Origin of the sequence: uncultured Kordia sp., assembly GCF_947496985.1 — a bacterium.
In the GTDB taxonomy this organism is placed as follows: domain Bacteria; phylum Bacteroidota; class Bacteroidia; order Flavobacteriales; family Flavobacteriaceae; genus Kordia.
This window is the reverse complement of record NZ_CANMEZ010000015.1, coordinates 1-23418: the sequence shown is the minus strand read 5'-3', so window position 1 is coordinate 23418 and position 23418 is coordinate 1. Positions and strand designations below refer to the sequence as shown.

Below are 23418 nucleotides of genomic sequence, written 5' to 3'. Positions count from 1 at the left end.
AGCGATTCTAAAAGTAAGGTAAGTCTAAAAACTACAATCTTCTATCTGGCTCGCTTCGTTTTTCCCACTTCACATCACGTAATACAGATGCTTTAATTCCTATAAAGAAATACCAAGAAGCTCTGGTACTAAAAGGAACCCAGTTAAAGTTGATTCGCCAACTCTTTAAATCACGTTCAAAACGTAATTGTGTATAGGTAAATCCTTGATTTTTAAAATCATAACCAGAAGAGACTCCAACTTTCCATTGTGGCGTTAGTTCAACGTTTCCAGAAAACATTAAGGAGTTATTGGATATTTCGTTTTGTCTATTGTTATTGGCGTATGTCATGGAATAGGCGAGTCGTAAATCCCATGGAATCTTGGCTCTATAGGCTTCAACGTCTTCTTTCTCTTCATCATCATCTTCATCATCTCCAAATGAACTACTACTATCACTAAAGTCTTGTGCTTTTCCGAATAAATCATCATCACGTCCTCCGCTTCGCGTATTATCAATATTGTTACCTCCTTTTCCTTCTAAACTTTTACTAGAGAACGAATAGTTTAAGGTCATGTTTGCGCTTGTCAAACGGAATAAACTTCCACCATTATCAATATTGAATTTATTTATACGTGTTCCATTATTATCAATTGCATACGGATCAAAAGTAGCCCCAAAGTTTACATTCAATTTTTTATTGAAAACCTGAGTACTTCCTGTCATACGAACTGGACTCCATGCAAGTGAATCTGCTGCAATATTATAGTTTGTAGAAAAGTTAAAACTATTTAATAATATTACTTTTTCTGGTTTTTCTGCCGTAGAATCTTTTGCACGTACTTTTGCTTCCAAAGTATTAGCAATATTTATTCCTATAGAACTTGCAAATGTTCTACTTGGAGACCCAAATAATCCATCTTCAAAACGTGTGTAATCTTCTGTGGTGCCGCCATCAGCATCTACCACATATGTATCATAATATTGATCAAATGCAGGATTGTAACTGTAACTAATGGAAGGTCTTAACGTATGTCGAATGGCTTGTATGTTTTTATCTTCTCCAAAATTAAATGTACCATAAATGGTGGTTCCAACACTTGCACTAAAGTTATATTGACGATACGAATCGAATCCGTTAATGGTTTGTTTTTCAGAATCAATTTGCTCCGTTGGATTGTCAGGGTCTGGTGTTGCGTCAGTTCTATTGGTTGTTCTTAATGTCCAAACTTCATCATAATTTCCACCAAGGCTCACACTAAAGTAATCAAACACTTTAAAGTTTGTATTGATTGGAATACTATGTCTCATTCCCATTTTAGCATCATCAAACATTTCTTTTTTAAAGAATAAAGAATCTGTTGTGGTAATTCTGTTTTCTCCTCGTAAATTATATTGAAAGTTAATATTCTGAATGATTCCTTTCTTTGTTCCTTCGCGTTTAGCAAACGGATAAATACGTTCCATACTTGCTTGTAATGTTGGCAAGGTAAGATTAATACTTTCCGTATTTGTGTTTTGAGAATGTGTAGCTGTTAACGAAACATTTACAGAAGGATATTCTGGAAATGTTTTTGAATAAGAAACAGATGAATTTAAAGTATTATTTAAAAAGTTTGGTGTATTCAATTGGTTTATAGATGCCTGGTAAAACTGACTACTACCTAAGTTTACAGAAGCAGAAAATCGAGCGTTTGGATTTGCTTTCTGATCTTGATTGTGTGACCAGCGAATGTTGTAAATATTTGATTTACTGTAATCAGGAAATCCTCGCTGACTGTTTATTAATGCTTCAAAGCGGACACTTAAATTTCCTCTAAATCGATAGCGTAGAGCGTAATTACTTTCAGCTCTAAAAGCGTAACTTCCATTGGTATAATAATCTCCCAGAAGTGCTAAATCGAAATAATCACTTACCGCAAAATAATATCCACCATTTTGGAAAAAATATCCACGACTACTGTTTTCTCCAAATGTTGGAAATATAAATCCAGAAGCTCTATCATCCGTTAAAGGGAAATATGCAAACGGAAATCCTATCGGTGTAGGAACATCTGCGATATACATATTAGTAAATCCAGAAACGATCTTTTTATTAGGAACGAGTTTAATTCTTCGTGCTAAAAAGTAATATTCAGGATTGTCTATATCTTTAGAAGTTGTGAATCGTGCATTTTTGATGAAAATTACGGAATCATTTTCCTTTTTGGTTAATTCACCGGCAATTCTAGTTCCGTTTTGTTCGGTTCTTGAATTCCAAATCAATGCTTTTTCAGTATCAAAATTAAATCGAATGGAATCTGGCTCTACAACATTATCTCCTTGTTTAAAGTATGGAGCTTGTGAATATACACCTGCAGTATCTTTTAAACGACCAGCATATACTTCATTTTTTTCATAATCTAAAATAATGATTCCCGATTTCAATTCTGTATCCTGATAATACAATTCGGCTTCATTATATAAGTATATCTTTTTTGTACGCTGACTAATTCTTACATAATCTTTAGACTTGTATTTTATCTGATCTAATAAAACAGGTGCTTTTTCAGGAACAGAATCATTCTTTATAGAATCGTTCTTTATCGTGTCCCTTTTTCTTGCGGTACCAATTTTAATAGAATCTTTTATAGAAACCTGCAACGTATCCATTGGCTGTTGCGGTTTTATAGGTAGCTTTTTCCGCTCAGGAAGTTCTTGTGAAATAGCAAACGAACTAATCAATAACAGTAATAGCTGTATAAGTATGTAATTTTTTTTTGTCTGCAATGGTTTAATACAAATTCGTTATAAAGCACAAAAGAAAGATTTCTTTTATGAATAGTCAAGTAACTTTTATATTTTCGTTTCAAATATCAGGTCGTAAAAGTATGGCTCAATATTTGAAGTGCCAAACCTCGAAGTGTATTTTTATCATACTTTTATGATATTTTAATCATAATTAACACAATAAGAAACACTCTTTAAACATTATTAGTATACAAAATGATGAAAATCGGATATATGAAGAACTTTTTTTCAGTTTTATTTATAATAGGTGTCGTAAGTTTTTTAAATGCTTTTGAAAATGAAGCTGCAAAAAATGACCCGCCAGCAAAGAAAAAACAATTTGTAGTTATGATTGATCCTGGACACGGTGGACGCGATACTGGAACACCTGGAACAGGTCGATACAAATCGACAGAGAAAGATATTGCACTAGATGTTTCGTTGGCTTTAGGGAAATTACTAAAACAAATTCCGAATGTGAAAGTCATTTACACACGTACCAAAGACACGTATCCTACATTACAAAACAGAGCAATAGTAACGAATAAGAAAAAAGCAGACTTATTTATTTCTATTCACTGTAATGCACAACCAGGAAAAAAGGGGACTGCATATGGATCTGAAACGTTTGTATTAGGTTTGAGTAAGAATAAAGCAAACTTAGAAGTTGCCAAGCGTGAAAACTCGGTAATCTTTTTAGAAGATAATTATGAAGAAACTTATGGAGGATTTGATCCAAACTCACCTGAATCTTTAATTAGTTTGATTATTATGCAAGAAGAATACTTGGATCAAAGTATTGAAATTGCATCGTACATTCAAAAAGAATTCAAAACTACTGGGAAGCGTAAAGACAGAGGCGTAAAGCAAGCTGGTTTTTGGGTATTGTCAAAAACATACATGCCAAGTGTATTGGTAGAACTTGGTTTTTTAACTCATAAAAAAGAAGAAGATTTTCTAAATTCTAAAAAAGGAAAGAAAGTCATGACGAAATCATTATATAACGCAGTTAAAAAGTATATTTCATTACATATGGATACAACTGTTAGTGATGATCATGTGGTAATAGATGACGATGAAATTACAGAAGAAAAGGTTGCTTCTAAAATATATAAAGGAGTTACATTTAAAGTGCAATTGGCAGCGAGTTCAAAGAAAATGGCAACAAAATCGTATAATTTTAAAGGTTTAAACCAGATTTCAAGAGAAAAAGTAAATAAAATCTATCGTTATTTCTATGGTGAAACTTCCGATTATGAGGAAATAAAGCGCATGAAAAATGAAGCTGTTCGTAAAGGATATAAGGATTGTTACGTGGTAGCTTATAAAAAAGGGAAGAAAATATCGTTGAGTGAAGCGCTAAAATAGAGATAATTAGCTCAGAGAAAACCTGTGAAATAGCTTCAAGAAATTCATATAAAATATTGAAGCCAACCTCGGAGGATTTTAAATCTCGATTATCGAGTAAATTAGACACATTCTTAGGAAATTTTTTTTAATTTTGTTGAGTTCACAAATTCCCAAAAAAATTGAAAATCTCCAGAGAAGTTAAAACCGCATTATTAGTAATCACTTCGCTAATATTATTATATGTTGGAATCAGTTACTTAATGTCCAAATCGATTTTTTCAAACAATCGAGTATTTTATACAGAATACAATGATGTTGGTGGCTTAGTTCCTTCCACAAAAGTCTTAATCAATGGTAACACTGTTGGTAAAATTCAAAACATTCAATTACAGCCTTCAGGAAAGTCAATAGTAACATTTTCGTTAGACCATGATTTTCAATTCTCAAAAAATAGTCTTGTACAATTACAAGAAAATGGATTCATAGGAGGAAAGTCGTTGGCAATTATCTTAAAAAACGACAATTCAGCAAAAGCAGTTTCTGGAGATACACTTCAGTCGGTAACCCAAGTTGGAATGATTGATGGCTTCAAAAATCAATTTACACCATTACAAGTTAAAATGGAAAGCATGATTGTAAGTGCCGATTCATTATTAACAGCTGTAAATACCATATTAGATGTAGAAGCTAGAAACAATATCAAAAACAGTATTAGTGAACTAAATAGTACGATTACTAGTTTTAAACGTGCTTCCAATACATTAAATTCTATTTTAGACAGTAATAAAGAAAAACTTGATAATACATTAACTAATGTAGATAATATGACAGCTAATTTTTCTAAACTTTCTGATTCTTTAGCAAATTTAGAATTAAACAAAACGATGAAAGACTTACAGTCAACTATCAAAGGATTTGACAATATTGTAGCTGGTATTGAAAATGGTGAAGGTTCAGTTGGAAAATTATTAAAAGATGAAGAGTTATACAATAACCTTACAAATGCATCTTTACAAATGGCGCAACTTTTAGAAGATATGAAACTCAACCCGAAACGATATGTACATTTCTCACTATTCGGAAAAAAAGCGAAACAGTATGAGAAAAAAGAAGAAGAGAAAGATACCAAGAAAAACTAACGCATAACCATCTAAAGAAATACTACCCATGGAGTACATTCCAAACATTCTATTTGCCATACTACTAATTGCTGGCGTAGGTTATTTTACAAGAAATGTCAAGAAATTATCTAGAAACATAAAGCTAGGAAAAGATGTAGATCGATCAGATAATAAATCTCAACGTTGGAAAAACATGGGAATGATTGCATTAGGTCAATCTAAAATGGTCAAAAGACCGATTGCCGGTTTTTTCCACATCGTTGTTTATGTAGGATTTGTGATTATCAACATAGAAGTACTAGAAATTGTTATTGATGGATTATTTGGTACACACAGAATATTTACAGAAATTTTACCCGATAGTGTATATGGATTCCTAATTGGAACATTCGAAATCTTAGCGGTAGCTGTATTTATATCAGTAATTATCTTTTGGATTCGTAGAAACGTAATTAAGTTAAAACGTTTCCTAAGTGCAGAAATGAAAGGTTGGCCAAAAAGTGATGGAAATGCTATTTTATATTTTGAAATGGTATTAATGACTTTATTCTTAGTGATGAATGCCGCAGATATTCACTTTCAAGAAGCAGGTGTTGGGAATGTAGTAAGTCAATATCTATATCCTATTTTCGAAGGAAATGTTGAAATGGCACATATAGTTGAAAGAGCAACATGGTGGATTCACATTGCAGGAATTTTAATCTTCTTAAACTATTTATACTATTCAAAGCATTTACACATCTTATTAGCGTTTCCAAATACTTGGTATGCAAATTTAAACCCAAAAGGACAATTTACTAATGATCCTAATGTTACGAAAGAAGTATTGTTAATGATGGATCCGAATGCAGATCCGTTTGCAGCACCAGCTGAAGGAGAAGAGGAAGAAGAACCTGCAAAATTTGGAGCTTCAGATGTACAAGATTTAAATTGGGTTCAATTACTCAATTCATATACGTGTACAGAATGCGGACGTTGTACAAGTGAATGTCCAGCAAACCTAACTGGAAAAAAACTTTCTCCTCGTAAAATAATGATGGATACAAGAGATCGTTTAGAAGAAGTTGGTGAAAATATAGATGCCAATAACGGTACTTTTGTAGACGATGGAAAAAGTTTATTAAATGATTATATCACTACAGAAGAATTGTGGGCATGTACATCTTGTAATGCTTGTGTGGAAGCGTGCCCTGTAAGTATTGATCCATTATCAATTATCATAGAAATGCGTCGTTACTTAGTTATGGAACAAAGTGCAGCTCCAACAGAATTGAACAATATGATGAGCAATATTGAAAACAATGGAGCACCTTGGCCATACAATCAGATGGATCGTTTGAATTGGAAAGATGAAAACTAAACAGAAAACCTATAAAAACTAAAGACATGAAAGTACCAACAATGGAACAACTTATGGCAGAAGGTAAACAACCAGAAATATTATTTTGGGTAGGTTCTGCTGGTAGTTATGATGATAGAGCAAAAAAAATAACAAAGGCTTTTGTGAAAATTTTAAATAAAGCAGCTGTAAATTTTGCTGTTTTAGGACCAGAAGAAAGCTGTACAGGAGATGTAGCAAAGCGTGCAGGAAATGAATTCTTATTTCAAATGCAAGCTGTTATGAATATAGAAGTATTAAATGCGTATGAAATAAAACGAATTGTAACCTGTGATCCACATTCTTTTAATTGTTTAAAAAATGAATATCCTTCTTTAGGAGGAAATTATGACGTAATACATCATACACAATTTATAAAAGAACTTATTGATAGTGGACGTTTACAAAATGTAGGTGATACGTACAAAGGAAAACGAATTACGTTTCACGACCCATGTTATTTAGGAAGAGCTAATAAAGTATATGATGCACCTCGTGATGTGTTAAATATTTTAAATGCAAACTTAGTTGAAATGAAACGCCACAAATCAACAGCACTTTGTTGTGGAGCTGGAGGAGCGCAAATGTTTAAAGAACCTGAAAAAGGAGATAAAGACATCAATGTATTACGTACTGAAGATGCCTTAAAAACGAATCCAGAGATTATTGCTACAGGTTGTCCATATTGCAATACCATGATGACTGATGGAATAAAAAGTAAAGAAAAAGAAGATAGTATTATAGTACAGGATATTGCTGAGCTTATCGCGAATGCACAAGATTTATAAAAGATGAAGAAAATAATAACGATACTTACACTGTGTTTTGTAACGTTTGGAATTGCTCAAACAAAAAAAGAAAAAGCATTAACAAAAGTCACTGAAGATGTTTGCGAATGTATTAATGAAAAAGATACCGCTAACATTAAAAGAGAAGCCTTAGAAATGCAATTAGGTATCTGTATTGCAAAAGCGTACTCAAAAAATAAAGAAATTTTAAAAGGTACCTATGATATTTCATTTACGGATGAAGCTTCAATGGAAGCCTTTGGTGAAGAAATAGGATTAAAGATGGTTGAAATATGTCCGCAAACCTTATTTCTTATAGCGCAAGATTACATAGGTGATGACTCGGAAGAAAATGCAATTGATAAAGAAGAGATTAATGGTGAAGTAAATGGAATAACACTGTCAGGAAAAATAATAGACATCTCTGAAAATCAATTTAATATAATAACCTTTAAAGGAGACAATAAGCGACAACATAAGCTTCTTTGGATGGAATACTTTGAAGGGCAAGAATTATTGACAGAATTCGGAAACATAAAAAAGAAAGCACTTAAAGTATCGTATATAAACAGAGAAATGTATGATTCTAAGTTAAAAGATTATCGCACATATAAAGTATTAAGAAAAATTGAAGTTGTAAACTAAGAAACTATGCTCGTAGAATTTAATGTACTTTCAGATAGTGCCAGAGTTTGGATTTACCAAGCAAACCGATCATTCAGTGAAACGGAATTAGAAGAACTCCAATCAAAATTAGGAGCTTTCATCACACAATGGACAGCACACGGAAGCGATTTAAAAGCTTCTTTCGAAATTAAATACAAACGTTTCATTATCATTGCTGTAGATCAGGAACAGCAAGCAGCTACAGGTTGTTCTATTGATGCATCTGTTCATTTCATACAACAACTTGAAAAAGAATACAATGTTGATTTGTTAGACAAAATGAATGTGTCTTACAAACAAGGAGAATACATTGCCTACAAAGACTTAAAAGCTTTTCGAAAAATGGCAAAAGACAAAGCTGTTACGGGAAAAACAATCGTTTTTAATAATTTGGTAGCAACCAAAGCGGAGTTTCTTGAAAACTGGGAAGTCCCAGCAAAAGAAAGTTGGCATGGACGATTTTTAAACTAAAAATAACAAACAAAATATATAAAAAGGTGTACTATTTAGTACACCTTTTTTATTAGAATACAATTAGGTTGTTAAATCATCACTCTGGACTTGATCCAAAATCTTATTATGATATATAAAACGTGAATGTAAACGTTTTAATAGCTGTCCAAATAAACATTACAATTTTTTCCTTATCTTAAAATCTAACCAAAAACACATTCCTCATGAAAAAAAAAGCATTAAAAAAAAATAATTTTCAAAAAACAATGATTTCAAGCTTGTCTAAAATTACTAAAGCAGAAGAAATACTTGGAGGGCTTGAAGCTAGGGGAACTTCTCCAAAATGTGCATATAGCGAATGGGAAACTTGTCCGGGTTCGCAAGTATAGAAAATATGGATGTTTCTAATAAAATAATTTATTCTGTATATAAAGATTTTATGAAATGGGTAACAGAATCATAAAACTGTGACTTCTACATATAATCACAAAACTTTAAATACAATGAAAAAAAAGAATTTAAACAAGAAACTAAGTTTACAAAAAGATTTAGTATCAAATTTAGAAACGGAAAATGTTAAAGGTGGATTAAGAACAGACATTTGTTCAGGATTACAAGATACCTGTTCTAATTGTCAAGGTCCTACAAGACAATGGCCGTGTCCGACACCAACAAGAGGCGATTGGACTTGCAACTGTCCACAAAACTAACAACAATGAAAAGCGGGTTTTATCCCGCTTTTTTATTTTAATATGGTATTCCCGTAAGCTAATAATTTTATGTTTTCTTACATTTAATATTATTAACCAAAAATGACTAAATCATGTTAAAAAACATTTTAAAACTTACTGGAGTAACAGCACTTGAGAAAAAAGAACAACAGGCTATTAATGGAGGACGTAAACAATGTGCACCGTTCGGAATATGTCTAGAGTTTGGACTTCAATGCGGAGAAATAGAATGCCAATTAGGTCCTTTAGACGACTGTTAGTAGTGGCGAAAAGAAATTAAAATGGGCAGACAATTGTCTGCTTTTTTATGAAATCGTTTATATACTCAATATTTTTTCACTAACTTACAAACACATTCTCCTCATAACTACCATAATACTGATTCATTGTTGCATACAAATCTAATACAGAGTAATTATGAATTCATATATAGAGAAAAATCAAACGCAACACACACAAACTTCACAAACGCCCGTTGCACAAGCTAAAACTGATACTACTGTTCAGTTAGTAGACAATCGTCCTACAACCGTTATTCAACAAAAAACAATTCAAAAAATGCACAATCATGGTTCAGGAGTTGTTCAACTTGGAAAAAAGCAAGATAAACAGAAAAAAGCAGCGGCAGCTGCTAAAAAATCTAAACAAAGTAAAGCCGATAGAAACGCATACAGAGCATTACAGTATGAAACAACTTCTAAGAAAGATGGAAAAGCCAAACAAGATTTAGCAAGGAAAGTAAAAGGAACAATAGCGCATGGTACTGGAGATAAAAGCAAAGGAAAGCAAGGAAAAACAAAAAAAGAACTGGCTGAAATTAATAAAAAATTGAAGCAAGCTAAAAAGCAAGCACGTGCTAACAAAAAACATCAAGACTGGCTTGATCGAAGCGATAAAAATGACAGAGGTGGAGCTGGAGGCGGACATGGAGTACTTGTTTCAGCGAATTAATAAAGGTTAATTACAGTCATTTTATATTCCTATGGTAAAACCGTAACAACTTGACATTCATTAATTTTATATTTATGTGAAACAAAATAGATCATTAAATAATATCATATTTTATCCCGCTCAATATGTTTATAAGGGAACATGATGCTAACTGAGCTTATTTTTAAAATAGTAATGGTTAGACACATGTTTTATTAATTAGTTGGATAAAAGTAAAGTCTTGTTAGTTACTAGCAAGGCTTTTTTTATGTAGTATTAAGACATCAATATCATTTCATCCCAATCCATAAAATCTGTTTGTAAAGCACTTAGCAATGAAAGTCCTAAACCTGTATATCCATTTAAAAAACCAGTCATATCTCTTCGCGCATAACCTCCCAATCGTGTAGGGTTTTGTTGGATTTGTGGTGAACTACGTTCTAATTGCGCTAGTGTTTTTAAATACCAATAATTAGATGCAAATTTAAAATCGTCAATCTGAGTTTTTTGATACAAACGTTGAAATATATGTGCCGCTCCAGATGTTCCGTGACATATCCAAACATCATTCATCATTGTAGTTTGTAGATCTTTTCGGTGTGTTGTACAGATCAATAATTCAATAACAACTTCTTGAAGTTTTGTATCTTTTAAAACCGTACTAGAGTTCAGTAATACCGTCAAAATACCTAAATCGCCATAACACCATGCAAGTCTACTATGAATACTTTCTGTAATTCCTTTTCCAATTCTATTTGGGAAAAAAGTACCTTGTGTTATATAATCTTTTTGATGTGAAAAAGTAAAATCGATGACTAACCGGATCATTGCTTCACATTTGACACAATTGATTCTTTTTGTATACAACTTATTCAACACAGCGATAAAACCATACATTCCATGTGAAACACCTAAATTGATACTTGGAAATTCATGCTGTGCATCTGAGCGTTCAAAAAATGAAATTGGCGTGTCTAATTGAAAAATTTCTGTATGAATACGATCAATAAATGCTGACAGGAGTGAAGTATCAGTACTTTTCTTATTCAACAGATACAACAGAATTCCACTAAAACCATTCAAAAATTCATAATTACCTCTTTTAAACTCGCTAGTAGCTACATGAAAAAACATGGTGTCGTACTCAGGAGTATCAAAAGCATTATCTATCGTTATAAAGTTTTGAATATAATTTAGAAACCATCCAATACCTCCTAAACCTTCGGAATACAGATAAGAAGTAGGCATTTCAGTTTCGAGTTTATCATACAAAATCTCTAAAAAATGAATCGCTTTATCATAATGCTGTTCATCTTTTGTAACTTGATGTAGCTGAAAATAAAAAATAATAATACCTGGCAAACCACCATTAATAGTTACAGAATCGTTTTGATACGATTGTATAAAAAAATCAATACTTTGTAAATGTTGATGAATTTTTTCTCTCATATATAAAATAGGCGCAATATGTATCGCGCCTATGTAATTTAGGTGTTAATTTGATTACGAACAATCTCCCCATCCGCCTTGTCCAAAGCTTCCATTAGTATAGCGATCATCGCCGCCACAGTGGCAATCAGAATACCAACAAGTTCCCGCACACGATGGTTCTACCGTGTCTGGAATACAATTGTAAGGACATGTTTCTTCGCAAGTTTCATTGGTGTTATTTCCACCAACAATTTGCTTTTTTGCGTTGCTAGCTAAGGAAGCAACTGATTTTTTGTTCAACATAAGTGAACGGTTAAACTTCTTTTTCATGGTAATTTATATATAATGGTTAAAAAATAAATTCACTAACTAGCAATTTCAAATTCTTCAAAATTCATCTCTAAATTGGCTTCAATTGCACTAAAAAGTTCAACTACCGTATCTTTAATCTCACGCGTGGTTGTGTGTGTAATTCCTTCCTTAAAAGCCTTTAAAAAAGCACTGTCAGGAAACTCAGGAAGATCATATACAGTCCTAAAATTAGCATCTGAAATGTATTGTTCCATCTTAAAAAAGGGATATTGAAACACACATTCAATTTTTAATAATTTTGCATATAAAATCAACACTTTCTCTAAAAACACATAATATTCTTTCAAAGTAAATTGATGTAAAATAGGACGTGTTAACACATCTTTATACTTCCATAAATTATACGCTTCCAATTGTAATGTTGTGTTGGCTTGCGGTATAAATGGTAATTGCATCACAAGTATTGCTTCGTTTTGTAAATGTTTCATTTCTCCTGTTGCATCATACAAAATCGTTCCTTGTGAAAGCATACGTGCTTGAAACTTAGAATACGTCCGTAATTGTGTATAGAAATGCTCATAAGCTTCCATTATGGAATAACTTGTATATGAAATATGAAAACCATTACTGATTTCAACGCCTTTAGCTCGTTTATAAGATGAAGGATTCAGAATGATTTTGATATCAATATCAGAAGTTTCTGTGAATTGTCCTGTAGCATAACTACCAACTAAAAAAACACCAATAACGGAACTGTTTTTAGTCTGTTTGGCAACAAAATCAGTAATAGTTTCGTGTACTTTTTTTGGAATCATGGTAGTTTTTTAAAACAGTAAATAATCGATTGCTTTACTTGTATTACTACAAAGTTAGCGCTACGTTTTAGCAAAAAATTACGGTTTCACCATAATAATGAAGCATTAGCATTAAGCTTTTGTAAACAACACTTTGTATATGTTATGTAAGTGTAAATTTCTTACTCATTATATAGCATAGACACAACTTAGAGTTGTGCCTATGTTTGTTTATTAAAAATATGCTCTTATGAGCAATCTCCCCAACCTTGTCGGTCTGTGTAACAATCACCGTTGGTACAATGACAATCAGAATACTCGCAAGTAGGTCCACACGATGGATATACCGTTTCAGGAATACAATTGTACGGACAGGTTTCGTCGTAGGTTCTTTCTTCTTTTCCTCCTATAATTTGTCGTTTAACATTTTTAGTAACAGCTAAAGAAGCAACTGACTTTTTGTTCAACATAAGTGAACGCGAAAACTTTTTTTTCATGGTATTGTTTTTAAATTAGTAATACTACAAAGCACTCTATAAATACTGAATTTAAAAACAGAAGTTTCCTAAAATTAGATGATTTAAGATACAACAGATGTCTACACTTATCTAGTAATCACAGTAGTTATGTAAAGTATAATACATTGTTGTTCTTTAAAAAATAGACGCAACAGTTCATTACGTCTATTCGGGTTAAAATTAGTACTTCTTTATGAGCAAATTCCCCAACCTTGTTCACCTGTAAAGCAAAAGGCTCCAGTACAATTGCAATCAGTATGGCATGTATCTCCGCATGTTGGATACTCGGTTTCCGGGATACAATTAATTTCGCAAGTTTCACAAATAGTACCGTCATCCGAATTATTATTTCCTCCAATAATACGTTTACGGGCATTGTTTGCTAACGAAGCCACCGACTTTTTGTTCAATGATAATGAACGTGAAAACTTTTTTTTCATGGTATTGTGTTTTATGTTAATAATGACACAAAGCACTCTATAAAAACTGGGATAAAAAACACAAACTACCCGAAATTAAAGGATTTATGCGCCCTAAAACAGCATATTTTTAATTAGTGTGTTTTACAAAAGGATTAAGCAATATGTATAAGATAATAGTTTACTTTTCGTAAGGTAGAACTAATGATTGCGTGTACTACAAAAGTCTTTCTATTTTCTGTGAAAGCTTTTCTTGAAACCTGTATATTTGCCATTCAATACCTCCAAAACAATTGTTTTTAAGTGTATAAAAATGTCAAATATTATGTTGGTGTATTTCTAATTTTGGGAATTAGTGGTTTTTTGTTGCATAATTTATTACGCAATTATGAAACCTTAGAACAGCAAGAAATACATGCGCAATTAAGCAAAGCGCACAATGACGCCATTACTAATGCAAAAGCAGGGATTGAAGTATATGCATCGTTAGTATCTGGATTTAAAAGTTTTACACAAAACAGCAAAGAATTCCCTTCTGAAATTCAACTACAAAGCTATCTTAATGACTTTCTAAAAGAAATACAGTTTAACGATTCTATTTTAGTAAATTATATTGATACCGAACATGTATTCAAATATGTAATTACACCAAAAAAGATTGACCCTAATGGTTTAAAAGGGCTTTCCGTAAAATCAATCATACCCGAAAAAAGAATTCTTGAATTAAATGAATTAATGGAAAGTAACACCATTAAACTATTTACACCAATCAACTTAAGAGAAGGTTGGGCAGGTTTTCCGTTTAATTTTTCTGCAAAAAATGCTAATAATGAAGTCATAGGTTATATAACGCCTATACTTAATGTAAAATATCTATTAGATTTCTTTTATGAACATGCCGATGATGATCTGTATGTCCACAAGTTTTTAGTGAATGATTCTATCGATTTAACGCGTGAAGCATTTTATAACGGCTCTACCATATATAATAAGTCGAGAGACAAAGAGTATTACAAAAAATTTAATGCAGCTGAAGAAGACTTTATATACTCTACTATTGAATTATTTGGTTTAAAGTTAAAAGTAGGGAGCGCTTACAAAATGCCGCAAATGATTGATAAGAGCATTAGTAGAATTGCATACTTGTGGTATGGAATTGTTGCGTTTCTATTATTCTTAATCGTACATCAATTTTTGAAAAACAACTCCTTAAACAAAAATTTACAAGAAGCAAATGCAGAAGTAATTTCAAAAAATAAAGAATTAGAAAACAATCTTACCAACATACAAACGCTAATCAAAGAAATTCATCACAGAGTCAAAAACAATATGCAAATGATTTCTGGTATCCTAACCTTACAAGAAGAAGAGTACGAAGATGAAAATATTAAAAATGCATTACGAGATGGTCAAAGTAGAATCAAATCGATGTCGTTGGTGCATCAAAAACTCTATGGAACACATACATTAAGAGATGTAAAAACCAAAGAATACATTACCCAGCTTATTCACTTTATAGAAGATATTGTTCGCAATAACTATCAGGAAATTATAAAAGAAATAACAATTGATGAAGCATTAGTTTTTGATGGAGATACTACGGCTAATTTAGGATTAATTGTCAACGAATTAATCACCAACTCATTTAAATATGCCTTTAAAACAGATCAACGCAATGAAATTTCCATCACTATTGAAAAACAAAATAGTTATTACAAACTTACATATAGTGATAGTGGAGAAGGTCTGTCAGATGATTTTAACTTTGAATCAACAACTTCCTTAGGTATGGAACTCATACAAATCTTAACCGATCAATTAAGTGGTGAATTAAGTTATGTAAAAGAACCAAAAAAGGCATTCATAATATATTTCAAACCAATTCAATCTAGTTTTTCAGTCTAATTTCTACTGAACTACAAGATGCATTCTATAAAACAATATTGAATCCTACGAATGAAAATATTTTGTTGTTTGCTTAAAATAAAACAAAGAGCTTTTAGTTACTCTTAACTACATATATAGTTAAAAATACAAAAGTGAATATGAATTGAGTTTTGTAAAAGTGTTGTCAATTTTTTGCGTCCATAACTATTATAATAAATAAACAAATTCCATGATATAGTATGTTAAAAAGCTCAATTATGAAACAAGTACTATTATTGCTATGTTATGCTTTCTTGATGAGTTCTGTGAATGCACAGCGTAATTTGGCAAGCAAGGAATCATTTGACAAATCAGTCGCGTCCTATTCTAAGTACATATACAAAGATGCTTCAAAAGCACTAACGTACGCACTCAAAGCAAAAGAAGTAGCCACGGATAATGAAAACAAAGAGCAATTAAGTCAAGTATTTTATTATATATCTAAGTGTCATTATGACCTTGGTAATAACATGATTGCGCTAAAAAATGTTGAATTGGCCATCTCAAAAGCTACACTTCTTGAAGATATTACTCTTTTATATAAATGCTTTTGTCTAAAAGGAGATATACTTTCGGAATTAGGGAAGGATTCTAAAGCGCTTATAGCAAATCTAAAAGCTAAAGAATATGCTAAAAGTATTGGAAATCCTTTTTATGAAATTACTCCGCTAGCGAATATTGCATATATAAAGAAAATTCATAAAGACTTTGAAGAAGCAATAGATACCTATAAAAATATAGTAGAGCGCTTAAATACATTAGATAATAAGCAAGCAGACTATTACAGACTCATATCTTTTATGAATATTGCGGATATATACCTTTGGTTAGAAAAACCGAATGAAGCTGCAATATATAACGAAAAAGGACTAGAGAAATGCCCAGATAAAAATAGAAAATGGGCGTATTATCCTTTATTAATGAATAAAGCAATTATACATTATCAACGAAAACAATACAATGACTGTATTTTATTGGCAAAAGAAATTAGAGACTACGCACTAAAAGATAAAAAGGAAAATTTACACATAACCTCTTTATTCTATCTTGGGAAAAGTGCATACAAACTGGAAGCGTACCAAAAATCGATAAATTATTTAGCGAAGGCATTAGATATAGCACATACTTCTGAAAATGTAAATACTAATGAAAAAGAATTACACGAGTTTTTAGCGTTAGGATATAACAAAATAGGAAACGTTGAAAAAACATCATTTCATTTTGAAAAATACACAGTACTAGAAAAGAAAGAAAGCTTTGAAGATTTAAAAATCAATAATGAAACTCATGAGTTATTAGATATTGAGCCTTTAAAAACTGAAATAAACCAATTAGGAAACAAATTAACGAAGCAAACAAGAAGTAAAAAAAAGTTACTCATTCTGTCTTTATGTTTGTTGATTCTATTTATAAGTATCATAATTTATTATAAGATCAAAGGTCGGTTGGTAAAAAAGAAGTTTGATATCCTTGTGAAAAAAGTTTCTGAATTAGAACAGACGAAGCAAGTAACTCGTAAAAAAAATAAAGTACCTGATGATAAGGAAAGAATGATCTTAAACAAAATTGCAGATTTTGAAAAAAACGAACAGTATTTATCAATAGAATGTAGTTTAGGTTTCATGGCTGAAAAACTAGAAACCAATGTTTCTTACCTATCTAAAGTAATTAATACACACAAGGAAAAATCTTTTACAACATATATTACAGAATTAAGGATTAATGCGGCTCTAATTCGATTAAAAAATGATAGAACACTACAATTTTATACAATTCAAGGTATTGCAGAAGAATTTGGATTCAAGCGACAAGAAACATTTTCAAGAGCTTTTAAATCACATACAGGGATATATCCTTCACAATACTTAAAGAACCTTTCGAAAACCAAGTAATCTATTGATGATTCATGATTCATCAATACTATCATTTTCATTTTAACTGAATATTATATTGCTTCACTAAAATTTAATTATCAAACGAAAAATAGTATGAAAAAGAAGAATCTAAAAAACCTAACATTACATAAACATCGTATTTCTAACCTAACGTTACTCCACAAAAAAATAGGAGGAATCGTAAGTCAAAATACAACTATGAACCCTTACGATACAATAATAAGAGATCCGGAAACCAATCCGCATGACACATCAGAAGCAACAGATTGTGCTTCATGGTGCTATCATATTTGTAATACAAATGGAGCAACAACTAAAGCAAAGCCTCCAACAGAAAATGAAGAATGTAATAATCATCATAATCAACATGTTTCTAGATAATCTTTAATCTGTAAAAAGAAATCTATTATAATCTCAAAAAGCCTTGTTAATTTTTAACAAGGCTTTTTTTATGTGCGAGAAAGTCTGTACATTTAATATATATTCGAGTTAAGGATAGAAACGGCATCCTTTTTGCGTTCGTTTTAGTGCATTTGCATAGCAGGTTTATATTTAGAAAAGCAAAAAGATACAGTGAATAGCCTGACCTAATAACACTGACGCAGTAGTGTGTTTTTGGGAACTCCATATAAATGAAAGTGATTTTACCCTATGAAGAAATACTATACAATAACGATTATTTTAATCGTTTCCCTATTTATAATAAGTGCACAACAACAACATCCGTTTTACATTCAAGATTTTACTACACAGGACAAATGGATTGATAGTGTATATACAAACATGACGCAAAAAGAACGCATTGGACAACTGTTCAATGTGGCTGCGTATTCCAATAAAGATTCGGTACATGTCAATGAAGTAAAGCAAATGATAAATAACTATCATATTGGTGGTTTAACATTTTTTCAAGGAGCACCAACACGACAAGCAGAACTGACAAATGAATATCAAAAACTATCTAAAATTCCATTGTTAGTGGCAATGGATGCGGAATGGGATTTAGGCATGCGACTCGACTCTACGTATCGTTATCCTTGGAATATGACGCTTGGCGCGATAAAAAACGATTCTATCATAGAACAAATTGGAGCTCGTATAGGTAAACATTGCAAGCGATTAGGAGTACATATCAATTTTGCACCAGTGGTAGATGTAAATACGAATCCGAACAATCCTATTATTGGAAATCGTTCATATGGAGAAAACTATATCAATGTAGCCAACAAAGCAGCTGCATTTACACGCGGTATGCAAAGTGAAGGTGTTATTGCGTGCGCGAAACATTTTCCTGGTCATGGAGATACTGCGCTTGACTCGCACAAAACTTTGCCAACAGTTGAATTTTCTGCACAGCGTATAGATAGTATAGAGCTTTTTCCGTACAAACAATTAATCTCTGATAACATCGGAAGTATTATGGTAGCACATCTCAATGTGCCAAGTATGGAACCAAATGATGGATTGCCAGCTTCTTTGTCATACAATATTGTAACCAAAAAACTCAAACACGAAATGGGCTACAATGGTTTAATATTTACAGATGCATTAAACATGGCTGGTGTTGCAAAAGACTCAACAATCCTAAATGTAGAGTTAGATGCTTTCTTGGCAGGAAATGATGTATTGTTGATGTCGCAAGATGTACCAAATGCAGTAGCATCATTTGAACAAGCGCTACTATTAGGAACACTTACGGAAGAACGTTTGGAATACTCCGTAAAAAATATTTTAAGAGCAAAATATAAGCACAACCTAACAACATTTGAACCTATAAAAACGGATTCATTGCTCATAGATTTACATACAATAGAAGATGACATTCTATATAGAAATGCTATGAAACAAGCAATTACTGCTGTAAAAGTAACGGATAGTTTATTGCCGCTAAAAAACTTAGAAAAGCAAAAAATAGCTTATGTTCCTATGGGAGATGCCGATGGGAAAACCTTTGTAAATACCTTACGTAAGTATACATCGGTTCGAGTGTTGAAAGAAAAGAATTTGGCTGATTTAGTAAAAAAGCTAAAGCCATATACAACGGTAATTGTTGGTTTTCACAAATCAAATGCAAATCCTTGGAAAGGCTACAAATTTACGGAGAAAGAAATTGTTTGGTTACAAGAAATTGCACGAACCAACACGGTTATATTAGATGTATTCACAAGTCCATACAGTTTATTACAAGTTAAAAGCTTTACAAATATTGACAACATAGTAGTTTCGTACCAAAACAGTGACGAAGCCCAAGAAATATCCGCACAGATTATATTTGGAGCATTAAAAGCACAAGGGAAATTGCCTGTGTCTATCAAAGACGAATTTTCAGTTGGTACAGGCATAGAAACAACTACCTTACCAAGATTAATGTATGGATTGCCAGAAACTGTAGGTATCAATTCCCAAAAATTACAACGAATTGATTCCTTAGCACGATTGGTGGTTTCTCAAAAAATGGCGCCAGGAGTACAATTACTAATCGCTCGCAAAGGAAAAGTGATTTACAATAAAAATTTTGGATACCATACCTATAACAAAAAACGTCGGGTAAAAGATCAAGATATCTATGATGTAGCTTCCATGACTAAAATTTTGGCAACACTTCCATTAATCATGAAAATGGAAGAAAGTAAAAAAATTACATTGCAATCAAAATTGGAAGAATTGCTTCCGAAATTTAAAGGCACTAATAAAGATACCATATCAGTTATTCGAGTACTATCGCATTATGCACGCTTAAAACCTTGGATTCCATTCTATATAAATACCTTAGATAGCGTTACCAAAAAACCATCTCCAAAATGGTATAGTGATTCACTTACGAAAGAATATTCTATAAAAGTAGCTGATAAAATGTATATGAATGTAGAATATAAAGATTCTATCATGCAACGAATTATTGATAGTGACTTGTTAGAAAGACTGCGATATAAGTATAGTGATTTGCCTTATTACATTCTAAAAGACTATGTAGAAGCAGAATACAAATCGAACTTAAACAAACTTACACAACATTATTTCTACAAATCGTTAGGTGCACATTACACAACTTACAATCCGTTAGAAAAATTTGGCAAATGGATGATAGTTCCGTCGGAAGAAGACGACTATTACAGAAATCAAAAATTGCAAGGCTATGTTCATGACATGGGCGCAGCCATGCAAGGTGGAATAGGAGGACATGCCGGATTGTTTAGTAATGCCAATGATGTTGCCAAAATGATGCAGATGTATCTGCAAGGCGGAAGTTATGGTGATAAAAAATATTTTGACGCCAAAACGATAGCAAAATTCAATACCTGTTATTTTTGTGCAGATGATAATAGGCGTGGAGTTGGGTTTGACAAACCTCAATTGGGCGATGTTGGACCAACCTGTGGATGTGTGTCTATGACAAGTTTTGGACATTCAGGATTTACAGGAACCTATACATGGGCAGATCCAGATGAAGAAATTGTGTATGTATTCCTATCCAATAGAACCTATCCGACCATGTCGAATAGAAAACTAATTAAAACTGATATACGAACTAAAATTCAAAAGCTTATTTATGAAGCGATTGAAGAGTAAACTTAAACTGATTTGAAAATAGCGATAGTATGTTATCCAACCTTTGGAGGAAGTGGCGTTGTAGCTACCGAACTCGGAATTGCCCTAGCCAATAGAGGACACGAAATACATTTTATAACGTATAAACAGCCTGTTCGTTTGGCATTATTAAGCGAAAACATTCACTTTCATGAAGTAAATGTACCCGAATATCCATTATTTCATTACCAACCCTACGAATTAGCTCTATCGAGCAAATTAGTAGACATGGTAAAACTCCATCAAATAGATTTATTGCACGTACATTATGCCATTCCACATGCTTATGCAGGATACATGGCAAAAAAGATGTTAGCAGAAGAAGGCATTACCATTCCTATGGTAACTACTTTGCATGGTACGGATATTACCTTGGTAGGAAGTCACCCATTCTACAAATCGGCAGTAACATTTAGTATTAACAAATCGGATGTGGTAACGTCGGTTTCAGAAAGCTTAAAACAAGATACTTTACGTTTATTTGATATCAAACGAGAAATAGATGTAGTACCAAACTTTATAGATGTAACTAAATATAATCATGGGTTTACAGATTGCCAGCGTAGTTTAATGGCAACCGAGGACGAAAAAATCATTACGCATGTTAGTAACTTCAGAGCAGTAAAGCGCATTGATGATGTCGTTCGAATTTTCAATGAAATACAAAAAGAAATTCCTGCTAAGCTTATGATGGTTGGAGAAGGACCCGAAAAAGAGCCTGCAGAACAATTATGTGAAGAACTCGGAATTTCAGACAAAGTTATCTTCCTAGGAAACAGTAATGAAGTGGATAAAATTCTATGTTTCTCAGACTTATTCTTATTACCGTCAGAAACCGAAAGTTTCGGATTGGCAGCGTTGGAAGCAATGATTTCATCTGTTCCAGTCATATCAAGTAACACAGGAGGAATTCCAGAAGTAAATGTGCATGGTGTTTCAGGATACCTAAGCAATGTGGGAGACATCAAAGACATGTCAAACAATGCATTAAAAATCTTAAAGGATGCTGCTGAACTCGAAAAGTTTAAAATAGGAGCAAAGGAGCAAGCATTGGAGTTTGATATCAATAAAATTGTACCTGTGTATGAGTTTATATATCAAAAGGCGTTTGAAATGGCGTGACTTCGACAGGCTCAGCCACCGCACTTTGATTAAACTCAGTAACTGTGCTTTGACAAGCTCAGCCACCGCACTTTGATTAAATTCAGTAACTGTGCTTTGACAAGCTCAGCCATCGCACTTTGATTAAACTCAGTAACTGTGCTTTGACAGGCTCAGCCACCGCACTTTGATTAAACTCAGTAACTGTGCTTTGACAGGCTCAGCCACCGCACTTTGATTAAACTTAGTAACTGTGCTTTGACAAGCTCAGTAGCCTTACTTTGATTAGCTTAGTCACCTAGTTTTAAAAAATGGCTGAATATAGTTGAAATGTGGATTATTTCACTAAAATCTTTAAGGACTTATAAAAATCAAAAGCCATTAGTTAATTTTTTACTCTTGTATTAGGCTCTTTTTTAAGTTTATTAAGCGCATTTTCAACTCTTACAAATGTATAATTTTACCTTGAGGACTGAGGCTCTCGAAGTCCAGATAGTAGACTGAGTGTCGAAGTTTAGTCCTTCAACACCAATGATTCTGAATTGATACAAAAACGCAAACCACTTGGCTCAGGTCCATCAGGGAATACATGGCCTAAATGTGCATCACAGGTACTACAAGTCACTTCTACGCGAATCATGCCGTGTGTAGTATCTTTAATATAATCAATCACATTATTCTTTACAGGCTCAGTAAAACTAGGCCATCCACTACTAGAATTAAACTTCAAATTCGAGTCAAACAAAGGAGTGTCGCAACAAACACATGCATACACACCAGGATCATATCGACTACAATGTTCTCCAGAAAATGCACGTTCTGTTCCTTTTTGTCGTGTAATATAATATTGTTCAGCAGTTAACTGCGCTTTCCATTCCGCTTCTGTTTTTTCAACACGTGTATCTGGTTTTACATTTCCATGCGTTGCGTAGTGTATAATATTTTTCCAGTTAAGCATAAAGTTTCTTTTTCTTTCCTGTAAAGATACGGAGAAGCTTCTAATGTAGCAATGTGTTTATGGTTATGTGTTCTCTATAGATGCAAGCAGTTGTACTTTGAGCGCCTCAGTCCGCTACTAGTTCATTGCATAGATAGTATTGATTGTCTATATTGTTTTTTGAATCAGCATTTACATTTAAAGCAGTTGTACTTCGAGCGCCTCAGTCCGCTACTTGTTCATTGTATAGGTAATATTGATTGTCTATATTGTTTTTTGAATCAGCATTTACATTTAAAGCAGTTGTACTTCGAGCGCCTCAGTCCGCTAC

The 23418-nt window shown here is 32.6% G+C and carries 22 protein-coding genes; 15 read left to right on the top strand and 7 right to left on the bottom strand.

Annotation, left to right across the window (positions count from 1 at the left end):
• Positions 1-31: 31 nt before the first annotated feature.
• Positions 32-2749: a putative LPS assembly protein LptD gene (locus Q0828_RS23640; RefSeq protein ID WP_298427683.1), complete on the bottom strand. Its 2718-nt coding sequence runs from the start codon at positions 2747-2749 to the stop codon at positions 32-34.
• 234 nt (positions 2750-2983) lie between these two features.
• Between Q0828_RS23640 and Q0828_RS23635 the strand changes: the two genes are divergently transcribed.
• The 10 genes from Q0828_RS23635 (at position 2984) to Q0828_RS23590 (ending at position 10187) form a co-directional block, all read left to right on the top strand.
• Complete coding sequence (locus Q0828_RS23635) at positions 2984-4117, top strand: N-acetylmuramoyl-L-alanine amidase (protein WP_298427681.1); 1134 nt, start codon at positions 2984-2986, stop codon at positions 4115-4117.
• A gap of 161 nt (positions 4118-4278) precedes the next feature.
• Complete coding sequence (locus Q0828_RS23630) at positions 4279-5238, top strand: MlaD family protein (protein ID WP_298427679.1); 960 nt, start codon at positions 4279-4281, stop codon at positions 5236-5238.
• A 28-nt stretch (positions 5239-5266) separates the two neighbouring features.
• Entirely contained in the window at positions 5267-6580 is a 1314-nt protein-coding gene (locus tag Q0828_RS23625) for a (Fe-S)-binding protein (protein ID WP_298427677.1), read from the top strand.
• 26 nt (positions 6581-6606) lie between these two features.
• Entirely contained in the window at positions 6607-7386 is a 780-nt protein-coding gene (locus tag Q0828_RS23620; protein WP_298427675.1) for a (Fe-S)-binding protein, read from the top strand.
• A gap of 3 nt (positions 7387-7389) precedes the next feature.
• Positions 7390-8031: a hypothetical protein gene (locus Q0828_RS23615; protein ID WP_298427672.1), complete on the top strand. Its 642-nt coding sequence runs from the start codon at positions 7390-7392 to the stop codon at positions 8029-8031.
• Positions 8032-8037: 6 nt separating this feature from the next.
• On the top strand, positions 8038-8523 hold the full coding sequence (locus tag Q0828_RS23610) for an ABC transporter ATPase (RefSeq protein WP_298427669.1): 486 nt from the start codon (positions 8038-8040) through the stop codon (positions 8521-8523).
• A gap of 206 nt (positions 8524-8729) precedes the next feature.
• Positions 8730-8894: a hypothetical protein gene (locus Q0828_RS23605; protein ID WP_298427665.1), complete on the top strand. Its 165-nt coding sequence runs from the start codon at positions 8730-8732 to the stop codon at positions 8892-8894.
• A gap of 114 nt (positions 8895-9008) precedes the next feature.
• Positions 9009-9215, top strand: a complete 207-nt coding sequence (locus Q0828_RS23600; protein WP_298427662.1) for a hypothetical protein — start codon at positions 9009-9011, stop codon at positions 9213-9215.
• A 113-nt stretch (positions 9216-9328) separates the two neighbouring features.
• A complete protein-coding gene (locus Q0828_RS23595; protein WP_298427659.1) occupies positions 9329-9496 on the top strand; it encodes a hypothetical protein in 168 nt (55 codons plus the stop codon).
• Between the two features lie 157 nt (positions 9497-9653).
• Positions 9654-10187, top strand: coding sequence for a hypothetical protein (locus tag Q0828_RS23590; protein WP_298427656.1), 534 nt, complete (start codon positions 9654-9656; stop codon positions 10185-10187).
• Between the two features lie 255 nt (positions 10188-10442).
• Here Q0828_RS23590 and Q0828_RS23585 read toward each other — a convergent pair whose 3' ends face one another.
• The 5 genes from Q0828_RS23585 to Q0828_RS23565 form a co-directional block, all read right to left on the bottom strand.
• Entirely contained in the window at positions 10443-11615 is a 1173-nt protein-coding gene (locus Q0828_RS23585) for a lanthionine synthetase LanC family protein (RefSeq protein WP_298427654.1), read from the bottom strand.
• Between the two features lie 54 nt (positions 11616-11669).
• Positions 11670-11927, bottom strand: coding sequence for a class I lanthipeptide (locus Q0828_RS23580; RefSeq protein ID WP_298427651.1), 258 nt, complete (start codon positions 11925-11927; stop codon positions 11670-11672).
• 35 nt (positions 11928-11962) lie between these two features.
• Positions 11963-12724, bottom strand: a complete 762-nt coding sequence (locus Q0828_RS23575) for a nucleotidyltransferase domain-containing protein (protein ID WP_298427648.1) — start codon at positions 12722-12724, stop codon at positions 11963-11965.
• Positions 12725-12951: 227 nt separating this feature from the next.
• Positions 12952-13200: a hypothetical protein gene (locus Q0828_RS23570; RefSeq protein WP_298427645.1), complete on the bottom strand. Its 249-nt coding sequence runs from the start codon at positions 13198-13200 to the stop codon at positions 12952-12954.
• Positions 13201-13412: 212 nt separating this feature from the next.
• The gene (locus Q0828_RS23565) at positions 13413-13661 is read right to left on the bottom strand and encodes a class I lanthipeptide (RefSeq protein ID WP_298427642.1); all 249 of its coding nucleotides are present in this window, start codon (positions 13659-13661) and stop codon (positions 13413-13415) included.
• A 282-nt stretch (positions 13662-13943) separates the two neighbouring features.
• Between Q0828_RS23565 and Q0828_RS23560 the strand changes: the two genes are divergently transcribed.
• From Q0828_RS23560 to bshA, 5 genes are all read left to right on the top strand, one after another.
• On the top strand, positions 13944-15545 hold the full coding sequence (locus Q0828_RS23560; protein ID WP_298427639.1) for a sensor histidine kinase: 1602 nt from the start codon (positions 13944-13946) through the stop codon (positions 15543-15545).
• Positions 15546-15784: 239 nt separating this feature from the next.
• Positions 15785-17458 (top strand): helix-turn-helix domain-containing protein, encoded by a 1674-nt coding sequence (locus Q0828_RS23555; protein WP_298427637.1) that lies wholly within the window; start codon positions 15785-15787, stop codon positions 17456-17458.
• Between the two features lie 96 nt (positions 17459-17554).
• A complete protein-coding gene (locus tag Q0828_RS23550; protein ID WP_298427634.1) occupies positions 17555-17842 on the top strand; it encodes a hypothetical protein in 288 nt (95 codons plus the stop codon).
• 270 nt (positions 17843-18112) lie between these two features.
• Positions 18113-21031 (top strand): glycoside hydrolase family 3 N-terminal domain-containing protein, encoded by a 2919-nt coding sequence (locus tag Q0828_RS23545; protein WP_298427631.1) that lies wholly within the window; start codon positions 18113-18115, stop codon positions 21029-21031.
• 12 nt (positions 21032-21043) lie between these two features.
• The gene (gene bshA, locus Q0828_RS23540) at positions 21044-22171 is read left to right on the top strand and encodes an N-acetyl-alpha-D-glucosaminyl L-malate synthase BshA (RefSeq protein ID WP_298427628.1); all 1128 of its coding nucleotides are present in this window, start codon (positions 21044-21046) and stop codon (positions 22169-22171) included.
• 493 nt (positions 22172-22664) lie between these two features.
• On the opposite strand, the gene msrB is transcribed toward bshA, so the two are convergent.
• Positions 22665-23108, bottom strand: coding sequence for a peptide-methionine (R)-S-oxide reductase MsrB (msrB, locus tag Q0828_RS23535; RefSeq protein WP_298427625.1), 444 nt, complete (start codon positions 23106-23108; stop codon positions 22665-22667).
• Between the last annotated feature and the right edge of the window lie 310 nt (positions 23109-23418).

Excerpts from the sequence above, each read along its gene's own strand:
- Q0828_RS23605 (WP_298427665.1), top strand. The coding sequence starts at position 8,730 with ATGAAAAAAAAAGCATTAAAAAAAAATAATTTTCAAAAAACAATGATT.
- Q0828_RS23570 (WP_298427645.1), bottom strand. The coding sequence starts at position 13,200 with ATGAAAAAAAAGTTTTCGCGTTCACTTATGTTGAACAAAAAGTCAGTT.
- msrB (WP_298427625.1), bottom strand. The coding sequence starts at position 23,108 with ATGCTTAACTGGAAAAATATTATACACTACGCAACGCATGGAAATGTA.
- Q0828_RS23555 (WP_298427637.1), top strand. The coding sequence starts at position 15,785 with ATGAAACAAGTACTATTATTGCTATGTTATGCTTTCTTGATGAGTTCT.
- Q0828_RS23600 (WP_298427662.1), top strand. The coding sequence starts at position 9,009 with ATGAAAAAAAAGAATTTAAACAAGAAACTAAGTTTACAAAAAGATTTA.
- Q0828_RS23620 (WP_298427675.1), top strand. The coding sequence starts at position 6,607 with ATGAAAGTACCAACAATGGAACAACTTATGGCAGAAGGTAAACAACCA.
- Q0828_RS23580 (WP_298427651.1), bottom strand. The coding sequence starts at position 11,927 with ATGAAAAAGAAGTTTAACCGTTCACTTATGTTGAACAAAAAATCAGTT.
- Q0828_RS23575 (WP_298427648.1), bottom strand. The coding sequence starts at position 12,724 with ATGATTCCAAAAAAAGTACACGAAACTATTACTGATTTTGTTGCCAAA.
- Q0828_RS23615 (WP_298427672.1), top strand. The coding sequence starts at position 7,390 with ATGAAGAAAATAATAACGATACTTACACTGTGTTTTGTAACGTTTGGA.
- Q0828_RS23625 (WP_298427677.1), top strand. The coding sequence starts at position 5,267 with ATGGAGTACATTCCAAACATTCTATTTGCCATACTACTAATTGCTGGC.
- Q0828_RS23565 (WP_298427642.1), bottom strand. The coding sequence starts at position 13,661 with ATGAAAAAAAAGTTTTCACGTTCATTATCATTGAACAAAAAGTCGGTG.
- Q0828_RS23585 (WP_298427654.1), bottom strand. The coding sequence starts at position 11,615 with ATGAGAGAAAAAATTCATCAACATTTACAAAGTATTGATTTTTTTATA.
- Q0828_RS23635 (WP_298427681.1), top strand. The coding sequence starts at position 2,984 with ATGAAGAACTTTTTTTCAGTTTTATTTATAATAGGTGTCGTAAGTTTT.
- Q0828_RS23590 (WP_298427656.1), top strand. The coding sequence starts at position 9,654 with ATGAATTCATATATAGAGAAAAATCAAACGCAACACACACAAACTTCA.
- Q0828_RS23610 (WP_298427669.1), top strand. The coding sequence starts at position 8,038 with ATGCTCGTAGAATTTAATGTACTTTCAGATAGTGCCAGAGTTTGGATT.
- Q0828_RS23595 (WP_298427659.1), top strand. The coding sequence starts at position 9,329 with ATGTTAAAAAACATTTTAAAACTTACTGGAGTAACAGCACTTGAGAAA.
- Q0828_RS23545 (WP_298427631.1), top strand. The coding sequence starts at position 18,113 with ATGAAGAAATACTATACAATAACGATTATTTTAATCGTTTCCCTATTT.
- Q0828_RS23550 (WP_298427634.1), top strand. The coding sequence starts at position 17,555 with ATGAAAAAGAAGAATCTAAAAAACCTAACATTACATAAACATCGTATT.